Source organism: Microbacterium gallinarum (assembly GCF_014837165.1).
In the GTDB taxonomy this organism is placed as follows: domain Bacteria; phylum Actinomycetota; class Actinomycetes; order Actinomycetales; family Microbacteriaceae; genus Microbacterium; species Microbacterium gallinarum.
On sequence record NZ_JACSPM010000001.1, the window covers coordinates 405725 to 422905 of the forward strand.

16 protein-coding genes and 1 tRNA gene are annotated in these 17181 nt (G+C 70.2%); 3 read left to right on the plus strand and 14 right to left on the minus strand.

Features of this window, described 5'->3' with window-relative positions; all coding sequences use genetic code 11:
• Positions 1-44: 44 nt before the first annotated feature.
• The 9 genes from H9622_RS01875 to H9622_RS01915 form a co-directional block, all read right to left on the minus strand.
• Complete coding sequence (locus H9622_RS01875; protein WP_191763710.1) at positions 45-848, minus strand: amino acid ABC transporter substrate-binding protein; 804 nt, start codon at positions 846-848, stop codon at positions 45-47.
• Between the two features lie 106 nt (positions 849-954).
• On the minus strand, positions 955-2016 hold the full coding sequence (locus H9622_RS01880; RefSeq protein ID WP_191763712.1) for an NAD(P)H-dependent flavin oxidoreductase: 1062 nt from the start codon (positions 2014-2016) through the stop codon (positions 955-957).
• A 9-nt stretch (positions 2017-2025) separates the two neighbouring features.
• Positions 2026-2355: a hypothetical protein gene (locus tag H9622_RS01885; RefSeq protein ID WP_191763714.1), complete on the minus strand. Its 330-nt coding sequence runs from the start codon at positions 2353-2355 to the stop codon at positions 2026-2028.
• A gap of 588 nt (positions 2356-2943) precedes the next feature.
• A complete protein-coding gene (gene rplA, locus H9622_RS01890) occupies positions 2944-3633 on the minus strand; it encodes a 50S ribosomal protein L1 (protein ID WP_191763716.1) in 690 nt (229 codons plus the stop codon).
• Positions 3634-3647: 14 nt separating this feature from the next.
• The gene (rplK, locus tag H9622_RS01895; RefSeq protein ID WP_055959966.1) at positions 3648-4079 is read right to left on the minus strand and encodes a 50S ribosomal protein L11; all 432 of its coding nucleotides are present in this window, start codon (positions 4077-4079) and stop codon (positions 3648-3650) included.
• A gap of 100 nt (positions 4080-4179) precedes the next feature.
• Positions 4180-5244 (minus strand): transcription termination/antitermination protein NusG, encoded by a 1065-nt coding sequence (gene nusG, locus H9622_RS01900; protein ID WP_191763718.1) that lies wholly within the window; start codon positions 5242-5244, stop codon positions 4180-4182.
• 81 nt (positions 5245-5325) lie between these two features.
• Positions 5326-5589, minus strand: a complete 264-nt coding sequence (secE, locus tag H9622_RS01905; RefSeq protein WP_191765528.1) for a preprotein translocase subunit SecE — start codon at positions 5587-5589, stop codon at positions 5326-5328.
• Between the two features lie 93 nt (positions 5590-5682).
• Positions 5683-5755: transfer RNA gene (locus tag H9622_RS01910), tRNA-Trp, on the minus strand.
• A gap of 144 nt (positions 5756-5899) precedes the next feature.
• The gene (locus H9622_RS01915; RefSeq protein WP_191763720.1) at positions 5900-6337 is read right to left on the minus strand and encodes a pyridoxamine 5'-phosphate oxidase family protein; all 438 of its coding nucleotides are present in this window, start codon (positions 6335-6337) and stop codon (positions 5900-5902) included.
• A 64-nt stretch (positions 6338-6401) separates the two neighbouring features.
• Here H9622_RS01915 and H9622_RS01920 point away from each other — a divergent pair, with 64 nt between their 5' ends.
• The gene (locus H9622_RS01920; protein WP_191763722.1) at positions 6402-7016 is read left to right on the plus strand and encodes a hypothetical protein; all 615 of its coding nucleotides are present in this window, start codon (positions 6402-6404) and stop codon (positions 7014-7016) included.
• Positions 7017-7109: 93 nt separating this feature from the next.
• Here H9622_RS01920 and H9622_RS01925 read toward each other — a convergent pair whose 3' ends face one another.
• The 5 genes from H9622_RS01925 to gabT all read right to left on the minus strand — a co-directional run bounded on the left by H9622_RS01925 (position 7110) and on the right by gabT (position 13792).
• Entirely contained in the window at positions 7110-8474 is a 1365-nt protein-coding gene (locus tag H9622_RS01925; protein ID WP_191763724.1) for an NAD-dependent succinate-semialdehyde dehydrogenase, read from the minus strand.
• Between the two features lie 40 nt (positions 8475-8514).
• Positions 8515-10071, minus strand: a complete 1557-nt coding sequence (locus H9622_RS01930) for an APC family permease (RefSeq protein WP_191763726.1) — start codon at positions 10069-10071, stop codon at positions 8515-8517.
• Positions 10068-10949 carry a universal stress protein gene (locus H9622_RS01935; protein WP_191763728.1) on the minus strand — a complete coding sequence of 294 codons (882 nt, stop codon included), beginning with the start codon at positions 10947-10949 and terminating at the stop codon, positions 10068-10070. Before H9622_RS01935 ends, H9622_RS01930 begins: the two co-directional genes overlap by 4 nt.
• Positions 10946-12307 (minus strand): flavin monoamine oxidase family protein, encoded by a 1362-nt coding sequence (locus H9622_RS01940; RefSeq protein WP_191763731.1) that lies wholly within the window; start codon positions 12305-12307, stop codon positions 10946-10948. Before H9622_RS01940 ends, H9622_RS01935 begins: the two co-directional genes overlap by 4 nt.
• Before the next feature lie 126 nt (positions 12308-12433).
• Positions 12434-13792, minus strand: a complete 1359-nt coding sequence (gabT, locus tag H9622_RS01945) for a 4-aminobutyrate--2-oxoglutarate transaminase (RefSeq protein ID WP_191763733.1) — start codon at positions 13790-13792, stop codon at positions 12434-12436.
• Between the two features lie 94 nt (positions 13793-13886).
• Between gabT and H9622_RS01950 the strand changes: the two genes are divergently transcribed.
• Positions 13887-15416 (plus strand): PucR family transcriptional regulator, encoded by a 1530-nt coding sequence (locus H9622_RS01950; RefSeq protein ID WP_191763735.1) that lies wholly within the window; start codon positions 13887-13889, stop codon positions 15414-15416.
• Positions 15417-15611: 195 nt separating this feature from the next.
• The gene (locus H9622_RS01955) at positions 15612-17003 is read left to right on the plus strand and encodes an NAD(P)/FAD-dependent oxidoreductase (protein WP_191763737.1); all 1392 of its coding nucleotides are present in this window, start codon (positions 15612-15614) and stop codon (positions 17001-17003) included.
• Positions 17004-17181: the final 178 nt, after the last annotated feature.

Consider the following 17181-nt stretch of genomic DNA (forward strand, 5'->3'; position numbering starts at 1 on the left):
GCATGCCGCCGCCCGCCCACGCTATGGCGGGCCGGTCGGAAGTTCTACTCCGTGACGTCCGCGCCGAAGTACTTCTCGCTGATCTCGGCGAGGACGCCCTCGTCGCGCAGCTCGGCGAGCGCCTGGTCGACGGCGGCGACGAGCTCCTCCTTGTCCTGAGTGAACGTGAGCGCGCTGTAGCCGGGGTCATCGGTCTCGGCCGCGATCTTGAGACCGGTGGGGCCGTCGGTCTTCTCGTAGTCGAGGAAGGTGAGGTTGTCGTTGATGGTGGCGTCGACACGGCCCTGCTGCAGGAGCGCGACCGCCTGGGCCCAGCCCTCGACGGCCTCGACCGTGGCACCGCTGGCCTGCGCGAGCTCGTACCAGTTGCTCGTGAGCGACTGCGCGGTCGTCTTGCCGGCGAGGTCGTCGAAGCTCGTGATCGAGTCGTCGTCCTCGGGCACGACGATGACGCCGGGCGACACCGTGTACGGCTCGCTGAAGAGGTACTTCTCCTCGCGCTCCGGGTTGATGGACACCTGGTTGGCGATGACGTCGAATCGCCCGGCGTCCAGCCCGGCGAAGATGGCGTCCCACTGGGTCTCCTCGAAGGCGACCTCGAGGCCGAGCTTCTCGGCGACCGCCTCGGCGATCTCGACGTCGAAGCCGACGAGCTCACCGGTCTCGTCGTGGAAGCTGAACGGCCGGTAGGTGCCCTCGGTCGCCACGGTCAGCGTGCCCTCGCTGACGAGCCCGAACTCGTCGCCGCCCGCCGACTCGGACGGCTCTGGCGCGGTGGAGCTGCACGCCGCCAGAGTGAGGGCGGCTGCGGCGGCGAGGGCGATGACGGTGAGACTGCGGCGTGACATGGTGCGTTCCTGGTGGGTCGGTGCGGGGGACGAAGCGGCGGGTTCGCCGCGGTCCCGAGGAGGACTCCCCAGTACAACACGGAGTGTCGCCAGGAATTTCATCGCGTTACGCCGGATTGCCTCCTGAGCCCTCGGGGAGGCCCGCGGCGAGCTCGTCGAACACGTCGGCCGCGGCATCCCTCGTCGCGAGACCGGCTGCCTGCCCCGCCCACAGCGAGACGAGGTCACCGTCGCCGCTGCGCGTCGCTGCGGCCCGGAACACGCCGGTGAGCCAGTTCTGCGCCGGGAACGGCAGGATCACCCCCGCCTTCTCGATCTCGCGCATGGCACGATTCGGGATGCCGCGTGCCAGCCGCCCGCTCATCGCCCGCGTCAGCACGGTGTCGGTGTCGGTCGCGCCGGCGATCGCGCGCCGGTGCACCTCGGTGGCGGCGGACTCGTTCGTGCGGAGGAAGGCCGTCCCGACCTGCACTCCGGCGGCGCCCAGCGCGAACGCGGCGGCGACGCCGCGCCGGTCGGCGATCCCGCCGGCGGCGATCACCGGCACCCGCACGGCGTCGACGACCTGCGGCACCAAGGCGAACGTGCCGATGAGCGACCGGTCGGCCGGCTCGAGGAAGGAGATGCGGTGGCCGCCGGCCTCCGCCCCGCTCGCCACGACGGCATCCACCCCCGCTTCCTCGAGCTCGACCGCTTCGGCGACCGTCGTCGCCGTGCCGATGACGCGGATGCCCCGGTGGTGCGCGGTCTCGACCAGGCGCGGGTCGGGCGCGCCGAACACGAGGCTCAACACCGCGGGCGCAGCATCCATGATCGCCTCCAGCTGTTCAGCCGGATCGGGCAGGAATCGGGCCGGCGCCTCGGGCAGAGCGGCGCCCGCAGCTTCGAAGAGCGGCTCCAGCGCGTGACGGGCAGGTTCGAGGTCGACGTCGGACGGGGTGACCTCGTCGCCGGTCGGCAGCCACACGTTGACCGCGAACGGCTTGGCGGTGGCGGCCCGCAGCGCCCCGATCGTGTCGTGGATGCGCTCGGCGGAGTACCCGTAGAGCCCGTACGAGCCGAGGCCGCCGCGGTTGCTCACCGCGGCGGTGAGGTCGACGGAGGAGAGTCCGCCGAAGGGTCCGAGGACGATCGGCGCATCGATCCCGAGCAGCTGTGTGAGCGACATGCTCCTACGCTACGCATCGGACCCCCGCCCGGCACCGATGAGTCGTCCCTCGTCGCAGTCGGCTCTGGGCGCGGACGCGGCTGCCCGGCGCTGCCGCACGCACAGCACCAGCATGATCGCGCACGAGACGACGTAGAAGGTGTGCAGCCCCCAGACGGGCCCGAACGGCAGCGTGACCACGTAGAGCGAGTACACGGCGTTCGCCGCGTTGATCATGACGATGCTCGGCAGGCTGTACGAGGAGACGTCCCGCGTGCGCAGCGCCTTGCGCAGCATCGGCAGGTTGCTGATCGCGAAGACCACCGTCGCGATCGTGCCTGCCATCAGGGGGACGTCCATGCATCCCACGCTACGAATGCGTCCCGGCTTGTCGCGTCGACCGAATCGCCCATCTTCACGCGGGTCCGAGATGGGCAGAACTATGCAGATGCAGACCCGGGACGCTAGACCCCGGCCGCCCCCGCTCGCAGGGGCCGCCCACGCCGCAGAATCGGAGACCATCCGCGACACGCCGAGGCGCAGCATCCCGAACCGGCGTGTCCCCCACGAACTCCGCCGTTGCGACCGGCGGACCCGCCCACGCCGCAGCATCGGAGACCATCCGCGACCCGTCGAGGCGCAGCATCCCGAACCGGCGTGCCCCCCACGAACTCCGCCATTGCGACCAGCGGAGCCGCCCACGCCGCAGAATCGGAGACCGCCCGCGCCACGCCGAGGCACGGCATCCCGAACCGGCGTGTTCCCCACGAACTCCGCCGTTGCGACCGGCGGAGCCGCCCACGCCGCAGAATCGGAGACCGCCCGCGCCACGCCGAGGCACGGCATCCCGAACCGGCGTGTCCCCCACGAACTCCGCCGTTGCGACCGGCGGGCACGAGAAACGGGGCCCCACCCGAAGGTGGAGCCCCGTTCGTGCTGATCCGTGGATCAGATGGAGTTGACGTCCAGCGGGATGCCCGGGCCGAACGTGGTCGACACGGCGCCCTTCTGGATGTAACGACCCTTCGAGCTCGACGGCTTGAGGCGCACGATCTCCTCGAGCGCGGCCTTGAGGTTCTCGTCGAGCTGCTCGGCCGAGAACGACGCCTTGCCGACGACGAAGTGCACGTTGGCGTGCTTGTCGACGCGGAACTCGATCTTGCCGCCCTTGATCTCCTCGACGGCCTTGGCCGGGTTGGGGGTCACGGTGCCGGTCTTGGGGTTGGGCATGAGGCCACGGGGACCCAGCACCTTACCCAGACGACCGACCTGGCCCATGAGCTCGGGGGTCGAGACGGCGGCGTCGAACGACGTCCAGCCGCCGGCGACCTTCTCGATGAGCTCGGCGCCGCCGACCTCGTCAGCACCCGCGGCGATCGCGGCCTCAGCGGCCGGACCCGTCGCGAAGACGATGACGCGGGCGGTCTTGCCGGTGCCGTGCGGGAGGATGACGGTGCCGCGCACCATCTGGTCCGCCTTGCGCGGGTCGACGGCGAGCTTGAGCGCGACCTCGACGGTCGAGTCGAACTTCGCCGAACCGGTCTGCTTCGCGAGCGCGACAGCCTCGGTGGGGGTGTAGAACTTGTCCGCCTCGATCTTGGCGGCAGCGGCCCGGAAGGCCTTGGACTTGGTTGCCATGATTATTCTCCCCCTCAGTCCTCGACCGTGATGCCCATGGAACGGGCGGTGCCGGCGATGATCTTCGAGGCAGCCTCGATGTCGTTCGCGTTCAGGTCGGGCTGCTTCGTCTCGGCGATCTGTCGCACCTGCTCCTTGGTGAGCTTGGCCACCTTGGTCGTGTGCGGGGTCGACGAGCCCTTCTGCACGCCGGCGGCCTTCTTGATGAGCTCGGCGGCCGGCGGGGTCTTCAGGATGAAGGTGAAGCTGCGGTCCTCGTAGACGGTGATCTCCACGGGGATGACGTTGCCGCGCTGCGACTCGGTCGCGGCGTTGTACGCCTTGCAGAACTCCATGATGTTGACGCCATGCTGACCGAGCGCGGGCCCGATCGGCGGCGCCGGGTTGGCTGCACCGGCGTTGATCTGAAGCTTGATCAGGCCGGTCACCTTCTTCTTCGGTGCCATTCTTGTTTCCTCTCAATCGAGCGGATGCCGCGAGGCATCCGTTCTCCCGCACATCCGGCATCTCCGGACAGCGGTTCCCCCGGGATGGACCCGGGAAGTCTTAAAGCTTGGTGACCTGGTCGAAGCTGAGCTCGACCGGGGTCTCGCGCTCGAACAGCGAGACGAGAACCGTGAGCTTGCCGCTCTCGGGCTTGATCTCGCTGATCGTGCCGGGAAGACCCGCGAACGAGCCCTCCTTGATGGTGATGGTCTCGCCCACCTCGAAGTCGACCTCGGCGGGGATGACGCGCGAGGCGGCCGCGGCGCCCTTCTTCGCGGCACCGGCCTTGGCAGGCGTCGTCTCCTTGATCTCGACGAGGCTCTTCAGCATGTTGAAGGCCTCCTCGAAGCGGAGGGGCGTCGGGTTGTGGGCATTGCCGACGAAGCCGGTCACGCCGGGCGTGTGACGCACGACCGACCAGGTGTCTTCGTTGAGGTCCATGCGCACGAGCACGTAGCCGGGGATCCGGACGCGCGTGACCATCTTGCGCTGGCCGTTCTTGATCTCGACGACGTCCTCCATCGGGACCTCGACCTGGAAGATGTCGTCCTCCACCTCGAGCGTCGACTTGCGCTGCTCGATGTTGGCCTTCACCTTGCGCTCGAAGCCGGCGTAGGAGTGGATGACGTACCACTTGCCGGGGAGCGACCGCAGCTCGGCGCGGAACGCCTCGTACGGGTCTTCCTCGTCGTCGGAGTCGTCTTCGGACGCCTCGTCGTCGGACGCCTCGTCGTCGGAGTCGTCGTCGGACGCCTCGTCGTCGTCGCCGTTCACGTCGGGACCGTCGTAGGGAGTGACCTCCTCGGCGGCCTCGGCCTCGAGCTCGGCGACCTCCTCGGCGATCGAGTCGTTGATGACCTCGGCGGCGGCCTCGGTCTCAGCGGCCTCGTCCAGGTTCAGGGCGTCGTTCACGATGGCGTCTGCCTCCGGGTCGTCGATGTCGATGTCGTCCAGGTCGGCGTCGTCCTCGGCAGCGTCGTCCACGATGTGGATCGCGACGTGCTCGGCGGGGGTGTTGGCGGCGTCCTCCTCTGCGAGGACGTTGCCCTCCTGGGCTTCGTCGTCCTCGGACGACTGCTCAGCCGCCGTCGCCCAATCGGCGTCGTCGATGAATCTTTCAGACACTGCGTTCTCTTCCGTTCCGTCTGCGGTGGGTTGAGACCCCATCCGCGAGACCCCTCAGCTTGATCGGGGCCGTCAGGCGGCTCAGGCTGCGCCGGGCACTCCGAAGACGTACGCCGTGATCCACACGAACAGCACGTCGAGGCCGTAGACGATCGCCATCATGATGACGACGAACCCGAGCACGACCGCCGTGTACTTCAGCAGCTCCTGGCGCGTCGGAGTGACGACCTTGCGGAGCTCGGCGAAGACCTGACGGATGAACATGGCGATCCGCGCGAAGACGTTGGGCTTCTTCTCGCGGGGGCCGCCCGCGGGGACGACCTCGCCCGGCTCGTCCTGAACCATCGATGCCACCTGATTACCTTCCGTGCGCCGGCGTGGGCCGACTCACTGTGTTGTCAACCGTCGACCTTGGCTTGCCGACGTTGCGCTGACGCGCAGGGCGGACAGGAATCGAACCTGCAACCTGCGGTTTTGGAGACCGCTGCTCTGCCAATTGAGCTACCGCCCTAGAGGTCCGGAGACCTCGGATGCCCGCACACTCCCCCCATCACCTGAGCGAAAGGGAGCCGCACCGACGATGGGCACGGCGAAAGAATGCAGACTTCAACTGCACGTTCCAGTGTACGGCATGGTCTGAGGCCCCGCGAATCGGTCAGTACTGCTGCACGCCGTAGCGGTCGGGTTCCGGTGCGCGCTGGAAGGCGCGCCCCGAGAGCGACGTCGGCTCGACGCGCACGTACGTGTACTTCAGCGTGGGGATCCACGGACGAAGGCCCAGTCCATCGGCGCGTTCGACCTCAGCGGACGTGTCGAGAGTGTGCGCACGACCCCGCACGATGACGCTCCAGGCGTCGGTGTCGGTGTGGTCGTCGACCTCGAAGAGCACCTCGTCGTTCACCGTCAGCTCGAACAGCTTGCTGCCCTGAGCGGTGCGGAACAGCAGCGTCTCGTCGTCGACGACGTAGTTCACGGGGAAGATGTCGAGCACGTTGCCGACGTGGGTCACGAGCCTGCCGAGCTCCTGCGTGCGCAGGCGTTCCCAGCACTGTTCGTCGCTCAGCGCGACGACGGGATCCGGTGTGTCTGCCATGCCTCCATCCTCTCGCGCCGAGCCGCCCCGCGACACCCCCCGATGCCGGGTCTACCATGCGGTCATGGCACTCTCGCAGGCGCTGCTCGACGAGCTGTGGGACTTCGGCGATCCGGCCGGGTCGGAGGCGCGTCTGCGGACGGCGGCAGAGGCGGAGACGGATGCCGCCACCCGCGCCGAGCTCGCCACCCAGGTCGCGCGGGCGCTGGGCCTCCAGGAGCGGTACGCCGACGCGGAGGCCGTGCTCAGCACGACGCCGGTGACCTCAGCCGAAGCCGCGGTGCGGGTCGCGCTCGAACGCGGGCGCCTGCGCAACTCCGCCGGCGACGCCGGAGCGGCGATCGGGCTGTTCGAACTCGCCGCGGAGGCCGCGGCATCCGCTCATCTCACGTTCCTCCGCGTCGACGCGCTGCACATGCTCGCGATCGCCGACCCCGAGCACGCCGCCGAGTGGACCGCATGCGCGCTGGACGTCCTCGAGGGCACCACCGACCCGCGCACCCTGCGCTGGACCGTGTCGCTGCACAGCAACGCCGGGTGGGCCCACTACGACGCCTGGCATACCGACGAGGCCGTGACGGAATTCGAGAGGGCCCGGGAAGCCGCGGTCCGCTGGGGCACGCCGCAGCAGGTCCGGTGGGCCGACGAGGCGCTCGGCGAAGCGCGCACTGCGGGCTGACGCCTGCGCGAACGTGAAACCGGGGATTCCCACCGGAACCCGGGGGCGGTGCCTCCGGTCGCGTCAGGAATCCCCGGTCTCGGCGAGGGACGATCAGGCGCCGATGCGGATCAGCTTCTTGTTCACGAACTCGTCTGCGGCCAGCAGGCCCATCTCACGCGAGGTGCCGGAGCGCTTCACGCCGCCGAACGGCAGTCCGGGCTCGTCGGCGAGGACGACGTTGACGTAGACCATGCCGGCATCGATCTTGTCGGCGACGCGTGCCGCTTGGTCTTCGTCGGTCGTGAAGACGTACGACCCGAGGCCGAAGCTCGTGTCGTTGGCGATCTTCACCGCTTCGTCCTCGTCGGCGACCTTGAAGACGATGCCGACCGGTCCGAAGAACTCCTCGCCGTAGGCGTCCATCTCGGACGTCACGTCGGTGAGGACGGTGCCGGGGTAGAACGCGCCGTCGCGCTTGCCGCCGGCAACCAGCGTCGCGCCCTGGGCGACGGCCTTGTCGACCTGCTCGGCGAGGCGCTCGGCCGCCGTGAGCGACGACAGCGGTCCGAGGACCGTGTCTTCGGCGAACGGGTCGCCGACCTTGGCCTCGGTCATCTTCGCGGTGAACTTCTCGACGAACTCGTCGTAGAGCCCGTCGACCACGATGAACCGCTTCGCCGCGTTGCACGACTGGCCGGTGTTGTCGAGGCGGGCGTCCACGGCGGCCTGCACGGCCGCGTCGAGGTCGTCGGTCGACAGCAGGATGAACGGGTCGGAACCGCCGAGCTCGAGCGCCACCTTCTTCAGGTTGCGACCCGCGACCTCGGCCACGGCAGCACCCGCGCGCTCCGATCCGGTGACCGAGACGCCCTGCACGCGGCGGTCGGCGATGACCGCAGCAGCCTGCTCGTTGGACGCGTAGATGTTGGTGTAGACGCCGTCGCCGAGTCCGGCATCCGCGTACATCTTCTCGATCGCCGCGGCGGACTCGGGGCACTGACCGGCGTGCTTGAGGATGATCGTGTTGCCGATCACGATGTTCGGCGCCGCGAAGCGGGCGACCTGGTAGTACGGGAAGTTCCACGGCATGATGCCGAGGAGCGGCCCGAGCGCCGTGCGGCGGATGACCGCGGTGCCTTCACCCTCGATGTCGATGGGCTGGTCGCCCGTGATCTTGTCGGCGTGATCGGCGTAGTACTCGGTGATGTCGGCGGCGAAGTCGACCTCGCCGAGGGCTGCCTCCAGCGGCTTGCCCATCTCGCGCACGATGATGGCGGCCAGCTCGTTGCGGCGCTCACGGTGCAGTTCGGCGACCTTCCGGATGCGCGCCGCGCGCTCGGCGACGGGCGTCGTGCGCCACGTGCGGAAGGCCGCGTCCGCTCCGGCGACGACCGCCTCGAGGGCGTCGTCGGTGATCGTCGGGTAGGTGGCCAGGGTCTCTCCCGTGGCGGGGTTGACGACGGCGTACTCACTCATGGTGTTCTCTCCGATCGGGTGGGTGGTGACAGTCTGCCGCTCAGCGGCGCTTACGTCGAAGGCTTTCCGGCGCATCCATCCCGAGTGTCTCGCCGCGGAAGAATGCCGGACGTTTGATCGCCTGCCAGACCATGATGACCACACCCACGACGATGATCAGCATCCCGAGGATGAAGACGATGCCGACGCCTCCGATCTGCGAGCCGCTCCCGTAGGCCGGGTCCATCGAGTCGATGAGGGTGGTGAAGAACAGGACCGCCAGGATGACGCCGCCGACCAGTGGGAAGAGGAACGTGAAGAACACGTTGCGCACCGAGTCGAACCACTGCTTGCGGAAGTACCACACGCAGGCGAACGCGGTGATGCCGTAGTAGAAGCAGATCATCATGCCGAGCGTGAGGATCGTGTCCCACAGGGTGTCTTCGCTCACCACGCGCATCACCGCGTAGAACACGGACGCCACGATGGCCGAGACGATCGTCGCGAACCCGGGTGTGAAGAAGCGGGGGCTGACCTTGGCGAAGGCGGGCGGCAGCGCCCCGTAGTGACCCATCGAGAGGAGGGTGCGCGCGGGGCCGACGAACGTGGACTGCAGCGACGAGGCGGAGCTTGTGAGCACCGCGAGCGAGACCAGGAACGCCAGCGGTCCGAGGATCGGCCCGGAGAGGAAGAAGAACACGTTCGTCTGGATGTCCTCGTTCCCGAGGCCGAGTTCGCCGGTGCCGACGCCCGCGAACATGATCATCGCGACGGCGAGGAGGAGGTACAGCGACACGATCGTCAGCACCGTGAGCGTGGCAGCCCGGCCGGGCGTGCGCTCGGGATCCTTCGTCTCCTCGTTCATCGTCAGGGTGACGTCCCATCCCCAGAAGATGAAGATCGACAGCGAGAGCCCCGCCGCGACCGCCCCGAACGAGGTGACGGCGAACGGATTGAACCAGGACCAGTCGAACGGCATGAAGTCGAACGCCTGGCCGCTCAGCGCCTGGAAGATGGCAGCGACGGCGAAGAACAGCAGCACCGCGACCTGAAAGGTGACCAGCACGTACTGGAGCTTCTGGGTCGTCTGCATGTCGCGATACGAGATGTAGGTGGCGCCGAGCACGAACAGGAGGCAGACCACGATGTTGATCCAGGTGACCGCGGCGAGATCTGCGATGCCCTCGTTGCCGGTGATCTGGGCGATGAGCAGGAAGAGGAAGTCCACCGCCACGCCGGCGAGGTTCGACAGCACGAGGATCGTCGCGACGATGAGTCCCCAGCCCGCCATCCAGCCGACCCAGGGACCGAACGCGCGACTCGCCCACGTGAACGATGTGCCGGCGTCGGGCATCCGGTTGTTGAGCTCGCGATAGCCGAAGGCGACCAGGAGCATCGGGATGAAGCCGATGAGGATGATCGCGGGGATCTGCTGCCCGACGACGGAGGCCGTCGGTCCGATCGCCGCGGTGAAGGTGTAGGCGGGAGCGATGCACGAGATCCCGATGACCACCGCACCGATCAAGCCGATGGTGCCGGCGCTCAGGCCCTTCTTGGACAGGCCGCCCGTGAGGGGCTCGCCGGTCATGACATCCGCGTCACGATTCTGCTCGCTCATGCTTCTGCCCCCTTCTTCTTCTTCCGCGTGCGCGGCACGACGATCATGGGAACGGGCAGCTCGTGCAGCATCTTCGCCGCCGTCGACCCGAGGAACAGGCGCCGCGGCCGCGCGAGCCGGCTCGAGCCGACGATCGCGATCTCCCCCGGCTCCCAGCTGAGGTGGGCGACGGCGTCCTCGACGCTGTCGCCGAGTCCGACCACCGCCTCGGCGTCCACACCCTTCGGCAGACTGCGGCGGGCATGCACGAACACCTCGTCGGCGTGCGACGCGGCCGACTCGTTGCCAGCGATGCCGGCAGGTAGGTCGATGGCCACGAGCGAGACGAGGCGCAGCTCCGCACCAGTGGCGGTCGCCAGTGCGACGCTCTCCTCGAGCAGCAGGTCGGCGCCGGGGCGCAGGCCGATCGCGGCGGTGATGCGCGTGATTCCGCTCGTCGGATCGATGCGCCGCGCCCCTTCCGGGGCGAGCACGACCGGCACGTCCGCCGAGTGCAGCAGCTCGCTCGCGACCGTGCCGAGGCGGTGGCGTCCGCGCCGGCCGCCGTTGGCGGCGCCGACGACGATGTGCGAGGCGTTGACGTCGTGCGCGGTGTCGAGGAGCCCGGCGGCGAACGACTCGCCGAAGCGCACGTGGGTGCGCACGCGCACCGCGTCGGGGACGGTGGCCGCTGCCCCCGTCAGCCATTCCTCGGCCTGCTCCCGCAGGTAGCGGTCATAGCCGGCGTCGGGCGGCGTGATGACGCTGCGCTCTTCTCCGGGCAGCACCACCACGACGTGGAGGGAGGAATCGGATGCCAGCGCCAGGCGCGCTCCGAGCGCCAGGGCGTCGGCCCCGGCGTCGGTCGCGGTGTAGCCGACGACGATGCGAGAGCTCATGCGCGGGTCTCCTCGACGATGTTCGCGGCGACGAGGCGACCCATGCGGATCGCGCCGTCGACGTGCTGGTAGCCCGCACCCGCCATATCGCTGCACGCGAAGTGGATCGGGCCGACGGGGGTGCGCAGGTCTGCGCCGTAGCGGGCGAGGCCGCCGAGATCGAAGCTCGCCGCGTAGGCACCGCGCGTCCACTCCTCGGCGCCCCAGTCGCTCTCGAAGTAGACGATCGGGTTGAGTGCCTCGGGGCCGTAGTAGTGCGACAGCGACTCGAGGATGCGCGCCTTGCGCTCCTCCGCCGAGACGCGGAAGAGGTCGTCGGCGTTGCGGTCGGACACGAAGCCGACCAGGGTGCCGCGCTCGTCGCCGTGGTTGGTGTTGTCGTAGGCCTCGTGCGAGATCTCGTACGGGCTGAATGCGGTGCCCGAGAGCCCCTGCTCACGCCAGAACGGGCGGTCGTACACGGCGTGCACCTTGATGACGAAGCCCATCGAGAGGTGCTGATGCATCTGCTGCTTGAGACGGGGCAGCGGCGGGTCGAACTCGATCCACGGGTAGAGGATCGGAGCGTGCGCCAGGATGACGAACCGCGCGCGCACGGTGACGCCGTCGTCGGTGACGACCGTCACGCCGTCATCATCGGTACGCACCTCGATGACGGGCCGGCCGAGGAGGACATCGTCGCCGAGCCGCTCCGCGAGGAGCAGCGGAACCTGCTGCAGGCCGCCGACGACGCGCTCGTCGAGGATGTAGTCGGCGTCGACGAGGTTCGAGAAGCTGCCGGCGCTCGCGGCCATGAGCAGCGCCTGGAGGGCGGAGAACGCGTACGCGGGCTTGGTGAGCATCGCGCCGGCGATGAAGAGTGCGATGTTGTCGCGGGCCTCCTGGTCGTCGGTCTGCTGCTCGAGCCACGCCTCGAACGAGATGCGGTCGAGCGCCTCGGCGTCGGGGTGCTCCCACGGCCGGTCGGGATCGACCTCGGCGACCATCGCGTCGAGCTTCTCGATGAGCTCGACCATCACCTTCTCGGTGGCCGGCGGCACGGGGAAGATCTCGCCCGTGAAGCGCGTGAGATCGCCGTCGCGGTTGATGTAGACCGATTCGCCCTCGCGGTAGCGGCTGTAGGTCTCGAGTCCGAGCTCGGCGATCGTCTCCTTGAGCGCCTCCTGGTCGGGCGAGACCCACTGTCCGCCGATCTCGAGCATTGCGCCGTCGACCACATCGGTCCACAGGCGCCCGCCCACGCGGTCTCGGGCTTCGAGCACGACGACCGAAAGGCCCGCCTTCTTGAGCTCGTTCGCCGCGGTCAGGCCGGCAGCGCCGGCGCCGACGATGACGACGTCACGGGTCAGCTCGGTCATGGGACTCCTTCGTCTCGTTCGCTCCGCGCGTCGCGCGATCGCGTCAGGTCGGGCGTTCCGTCTCGCTCGCCTCGCCCGGTCGACGGCTTCTCGGTCGTCGATCGGGCGGAACGGGACGGAACGCGGTCAGTGGGCCGCGAGCGCGGCGGCGACGACGTCGAGGCCCTCGTGGAGCAGGTCGTCGGTGATGGACAGCGGCGGGAGGAAGCGGATCACGTTCCCGTAGGTGCCGCAGGTGAGGACGATGACGCCCTCGGCGATGCAGGCCTTCGCGACGGCGGCGGTGAGCGCAGCATCCGGCTCACCCGTCTCGGCGTCGACGAACTCGGCGGCGATCATCGCGCCGTGTCCGCGCACGTCGCCGACGCGGGCGTCGGACGCCTGCAGGGCTCCGAGTCGGTCCTTCAGGACCGCGCCGATCTCGCGTGCGCGCTCGATCATGCCGTCGTTCTCGAACACGTCGATCGCGGCGAGCGCGGCCGCGCAGGCGATGGGATTGCCGCCGTACGTGCCGCCGAGTCCGCCGGCGTGCGAGGCGTCCATGATCTCGGCGCGCCCGGTGACGGCCGCCAAGGGCAGGCCCCCCGCGATGCCCTTGGCGGTCGTGATCAGGTCGGGAACGATGCCGAAGACATCGCTCGCGAACATCTCGCCGGTCCGTGCGAACCCGGTCTGGATCTCGTCGGCGATGAAGACCACGTCGTTGGCGCGGCACCACTCGACGAGCGCCGGCAGGAAGCCGTCGGCGGGCACGATGAACCCGCCCTCGCCCTGGATGGGCTCGATGATGACCGCTGCGAGGTTGTCGGCGCCGACCTGCTTCTCGATGACCGAGATGGCCTTCTTGGCGGCATCCGCTCCGCTCAGCCCGTCGCGGAACGGGTACGACAAGGGCGCACGGTAGACCTCGGACGCGAACGGGCCGAAGCCGCTCTTGTACGGCATCGACTTGGCGGTGAGCGCCATCGTGAGGTTGGTGCGGCCGTGGTACCCGTGGTCGAACGCGACGACGGCCTGCTTGCCGGTGAACTTGCGGGCGATCTTGACCGCGTTCTCGACGGCCTCGGCCCCGGAGTTGAACAGCGCGCTCTTCTTGGCGTGGTCGCCGGGCGTGATGCGGTTGAGCGCCTCGGCCACGCCGACGTACGACTCGTACGGGGCGATCATGAAGCACGTGTGCGTGAACTGGGCGACCTGCTCCTGCACGGCGGCGACGACCTTGGGGTGCGCGTTGCCGATCGTCGTGACGGCGATGCCCGAGCCCAGGTCGATGAGCGAGTTGCCGTCGGCGTCGACGATCACCCCGCCGCCCGCTGCGACGGCATGGACCGGAGCCGTGTGGCCGACGCCCGCGGCGACGGCTGACGCCTTGCGGTCGATGAGCTCCTGCGAGCGGGGACCCGGGATGCCGGTGACCAGGCGCCGCTCCTGCGGCAGGGACGGACCGCCCAGGGGCGTGGTGGCAACGGTGTCGACGGGGATCATGGGGTGAGCGTAGGCGCTGGCTTCGCGCGCCCGCACCTTCCTCGCTGTACATTCTCCCTAACCCGCTGTACAGGTGGTATACCCCGGAGGACCCGTGAACGCTCCCGCCGACACACCGACCCTGCGCGCGCTCCTCACGCGCGGCGACCTCCGTCTGACGCTCGCCGAAGACGATGGGCTCGACCCCGCAGCTCTCGACCGCGCGGTGCGCTGGGTGCACAGCTCGGATCTGTCGGACCCGACGCCGTTCCTCTCGGAGGGCCTGGTGCTGTTGACCACCGGCACGCAGTTCACCGACGCGGGCGACGACGTCGCGCCGTACCGCGCGTACGTGCACCGGCTCGCGGCGCGCGGGGTGGTCGGGCTCGGCTTCGGCACCGAGGTGGTGCGGGCAGGTCTGCCGCCGGCGCTCGCGCACGCCTGCCGAGACGAGCGGATGCCGCTGTTCGAGGTGCCGTACCGCACACCGTTCATCGCCGTGGCGCGCGCGAACGCCGAGGCCATCGCGGCGCAGGCCTACGCGCGGCGGAGCTGGGCCCTCGCGGCGCAGCGCGCGATCGCGCTCGCGGCACTGCGCCCGGACGGCCTGGGCGCCACCGTCGCCGAACTCGCGAAGCAGCTCGACACCTGGGTCGGGATGTTCGACGCGGCGGGCGAGCTGTCGCGCGAGCATCCCGTCGACGGACTCGGCACAGCGACGGCCGCCGCCCTGCGCCACGAGGTGACCGGAGTGCTCAACCGCGGGGCGCGCGCCGGATCGTCGCTGCGGATCGACGACACCCCGTTCACGCTGCAGACCCTCGGCCGCGGCGGGCATCTGCGCGGAGTGATCGCCATCGCGGCGGGCGACCTCGACCAGGAGGGCCGGGGCGTCGTGACCTCGGTGATCGCGATGGCCGGGCTCGCGCTCGAGCAGCAGCAGGGCCTCGGGCGAGCCCGCGGGGCGCTGCGGGCCGGGCTGCTGCACAACCTGATGACCGACGACCCGTCGCTCGCGCGGCGCATCGCGCGCGAGGTCTGGGGGCCGCTGCCGGCGGCGCCGATCCAGGTTGCGGTGACGGATGCCGCGGCCTCGCGCGTCGACGCGATCGCCGAGCTGCTCGAGCTGCGCGTCGACGAGCGGCGCGGCTCGCTGTTCTTCGGACGCGGCGACGACGGGCTCGTGCTCGTGCTGCCGGCGGGCGAGCACGGCCCGGTGGACGAGCTCGCGGAGCGCTTCGGGGTCAGGCTCGGGATGTCGGATCCCACCGGCTACGACGGCTTCGCCGCGGCCGTCGGCCAGGCGCGTGTCGCCCGCGACCGCGGCGCAGGACCCGTCACGATGTTCGCCGACGTCGCCCGCTCGGGCGTGCTCTCGGCCCTGACGGACGACGCGCGCACCCTGGCCCGGGCGGAGCTCGCGCCGCTCGCGACGCACGACGCCGACGAGGGCACGCGACTCGTCGAGACGCTGCGCGCGTGGCTCGAGAACGACTGCTCGCACGAGGCATCCGCTCGCGCTCTCGGCGTGCACCGGCATACCGTGCGCACGCGACTGGCTCAGGCCGAGCGTGTGCTCGGGCGCGACCTGTCGTCGTTTCCGACGCGCGCCGAGCTCTGGGCCGCGCTCCGCGCCCTCGACTGACGTCGGGGGTGGGCGGCGTCACGTCGCAAGATCGGAGATCGTGGGCAACACGCCGGGCCGCGGCATCCGCCCTCGGCGTGTCGCGCACGATCTCCGACGCTGCGTCGCGGCGGCCGGGCGAATCCGCCGGGGTGCGGCACGGTTCGGGACAGATCGCCCGCGCCGCCGGCAACCCGTCACCGGGAGGATGGACGCATGGCGGATGCGCGCGTACCCAACGGAGACGTCTCGTGGTGGTGGGGGCAGCTCGGCGGCGCGCCGTCGCCGCGCCCGCCGCTCGACGGTGACCTCGACGTGGACGTCGCGATCGTCGGCGGCGGCTACACCGGCCTGTGGGCGGCCTACTACCTCAGGACCCTGCAGCCCGACCTGCGCGTGGCGGTGCTCGAGCAGCGGTTCGCCGGATTCGGGGCATCCGGCCGCAACGGCGGCTGGCTGACGAACACGGTGACGGGCGGGCGCGACCGGTACGCGGCATCCCACGGCCGCGAGGCTGCCATCGCGCAGCAGCGCGCCCTCAACGAGACGGTCGACGAGGTCATCGCCGTCGCCGCGCGCGAGGGCATCGACGCCGACATCGTCAAGGGCGGCGAGCTCGGCATCGCCCGCACACCCTCGCAGCTCGCGCGCCTCCGTGCCGCTGTGGCGGACGAGCAGTCCTGGCCGCACACCGATGTGGAGGGGTTGGATGCCTCGGCCGCGGCATCCCGCATCGCCGTCGAGGGCGTGCTGGGGGGCGTGTGGCATCCGCACTGCGCCCGGGTGCACCCCGCCAAGCTCGTCGCCGGACTCGCGGCAGCCGTCGAGCGCGCGGGGGCGACGATCTACGAGCAGACGCACGTCACCGAGATCGCGCCGGGCCGCGCACTCACCGACCGCGGGACCGTGCGCGCGACGCACGTGCTGCGCGCGACCGAGGGATTCACCGCCGACCTGCGGGGCGAGCACCGCACGTGGCTGCCCATGAACTCGTCGATGATCGTCTCCGAGCCGCTGCCCGCGGCGGCCTGGGCGTCGATCGGCTGGGAGGGCCGCGAGACGCTCGGCGACTTCGCCCACGTGTACATGTACGCGCAGCGCACCGCCGACGACCGGATCGCCTTCGGAGGGCGCGGGGTGCCGTACCGGTACGCCTCGCACGTCGACGCCGACGGCACGACGCAGGAGCGCACGATCGCGTCGCTGACGGCGCTGTTGCGCGGGTTCTTCCCGGATGCGGCGGACGTGCCGATCGCACACGCCTGGGCGGGGGTTCTCGGGGTTCCGCGCGACTGGGCCGCCACCGTCGGCCTCGACCACGCCACCGGACTCGGCTGGGCCGGCGGCTACGTCGGCACCGGCGTCACCGCGACCAACCTCGCGGGCCGGACGCTGGCCGACCTCGTGCTCGGGCGCGACACCGACCTGGTGCGCCTTCCCTGGGTGGGTCACCGGGCGAAGAAGTGGGAGCCCGAGCCGCTGCGCTGGCTCGCGGTCAATGCCATCTACGCCGCGTACCGCACGGCGGATCGGTTCGAGGCATCCGGGTCGGGCACCGGCACGGCGTGGCCCGCGCACGTGGCCGACTTCGTCGCCGGGCGCCACTGACGCGCCCCGTCCGCTCCCCGCCAGGCGCCGCCCCCTCCGCTCCGCGCCCGGCGCCGCGTTCCGCGCGCCGTGTCGCCGCTTCCGCGGGGCCGTGTCGCGGCTTCCGCACCACGGCGTTCGGCCGCGTCCACACTCCTCGGTAGCACTTCGACGAGGGCCGCGCCAGGTCATTGGCTGC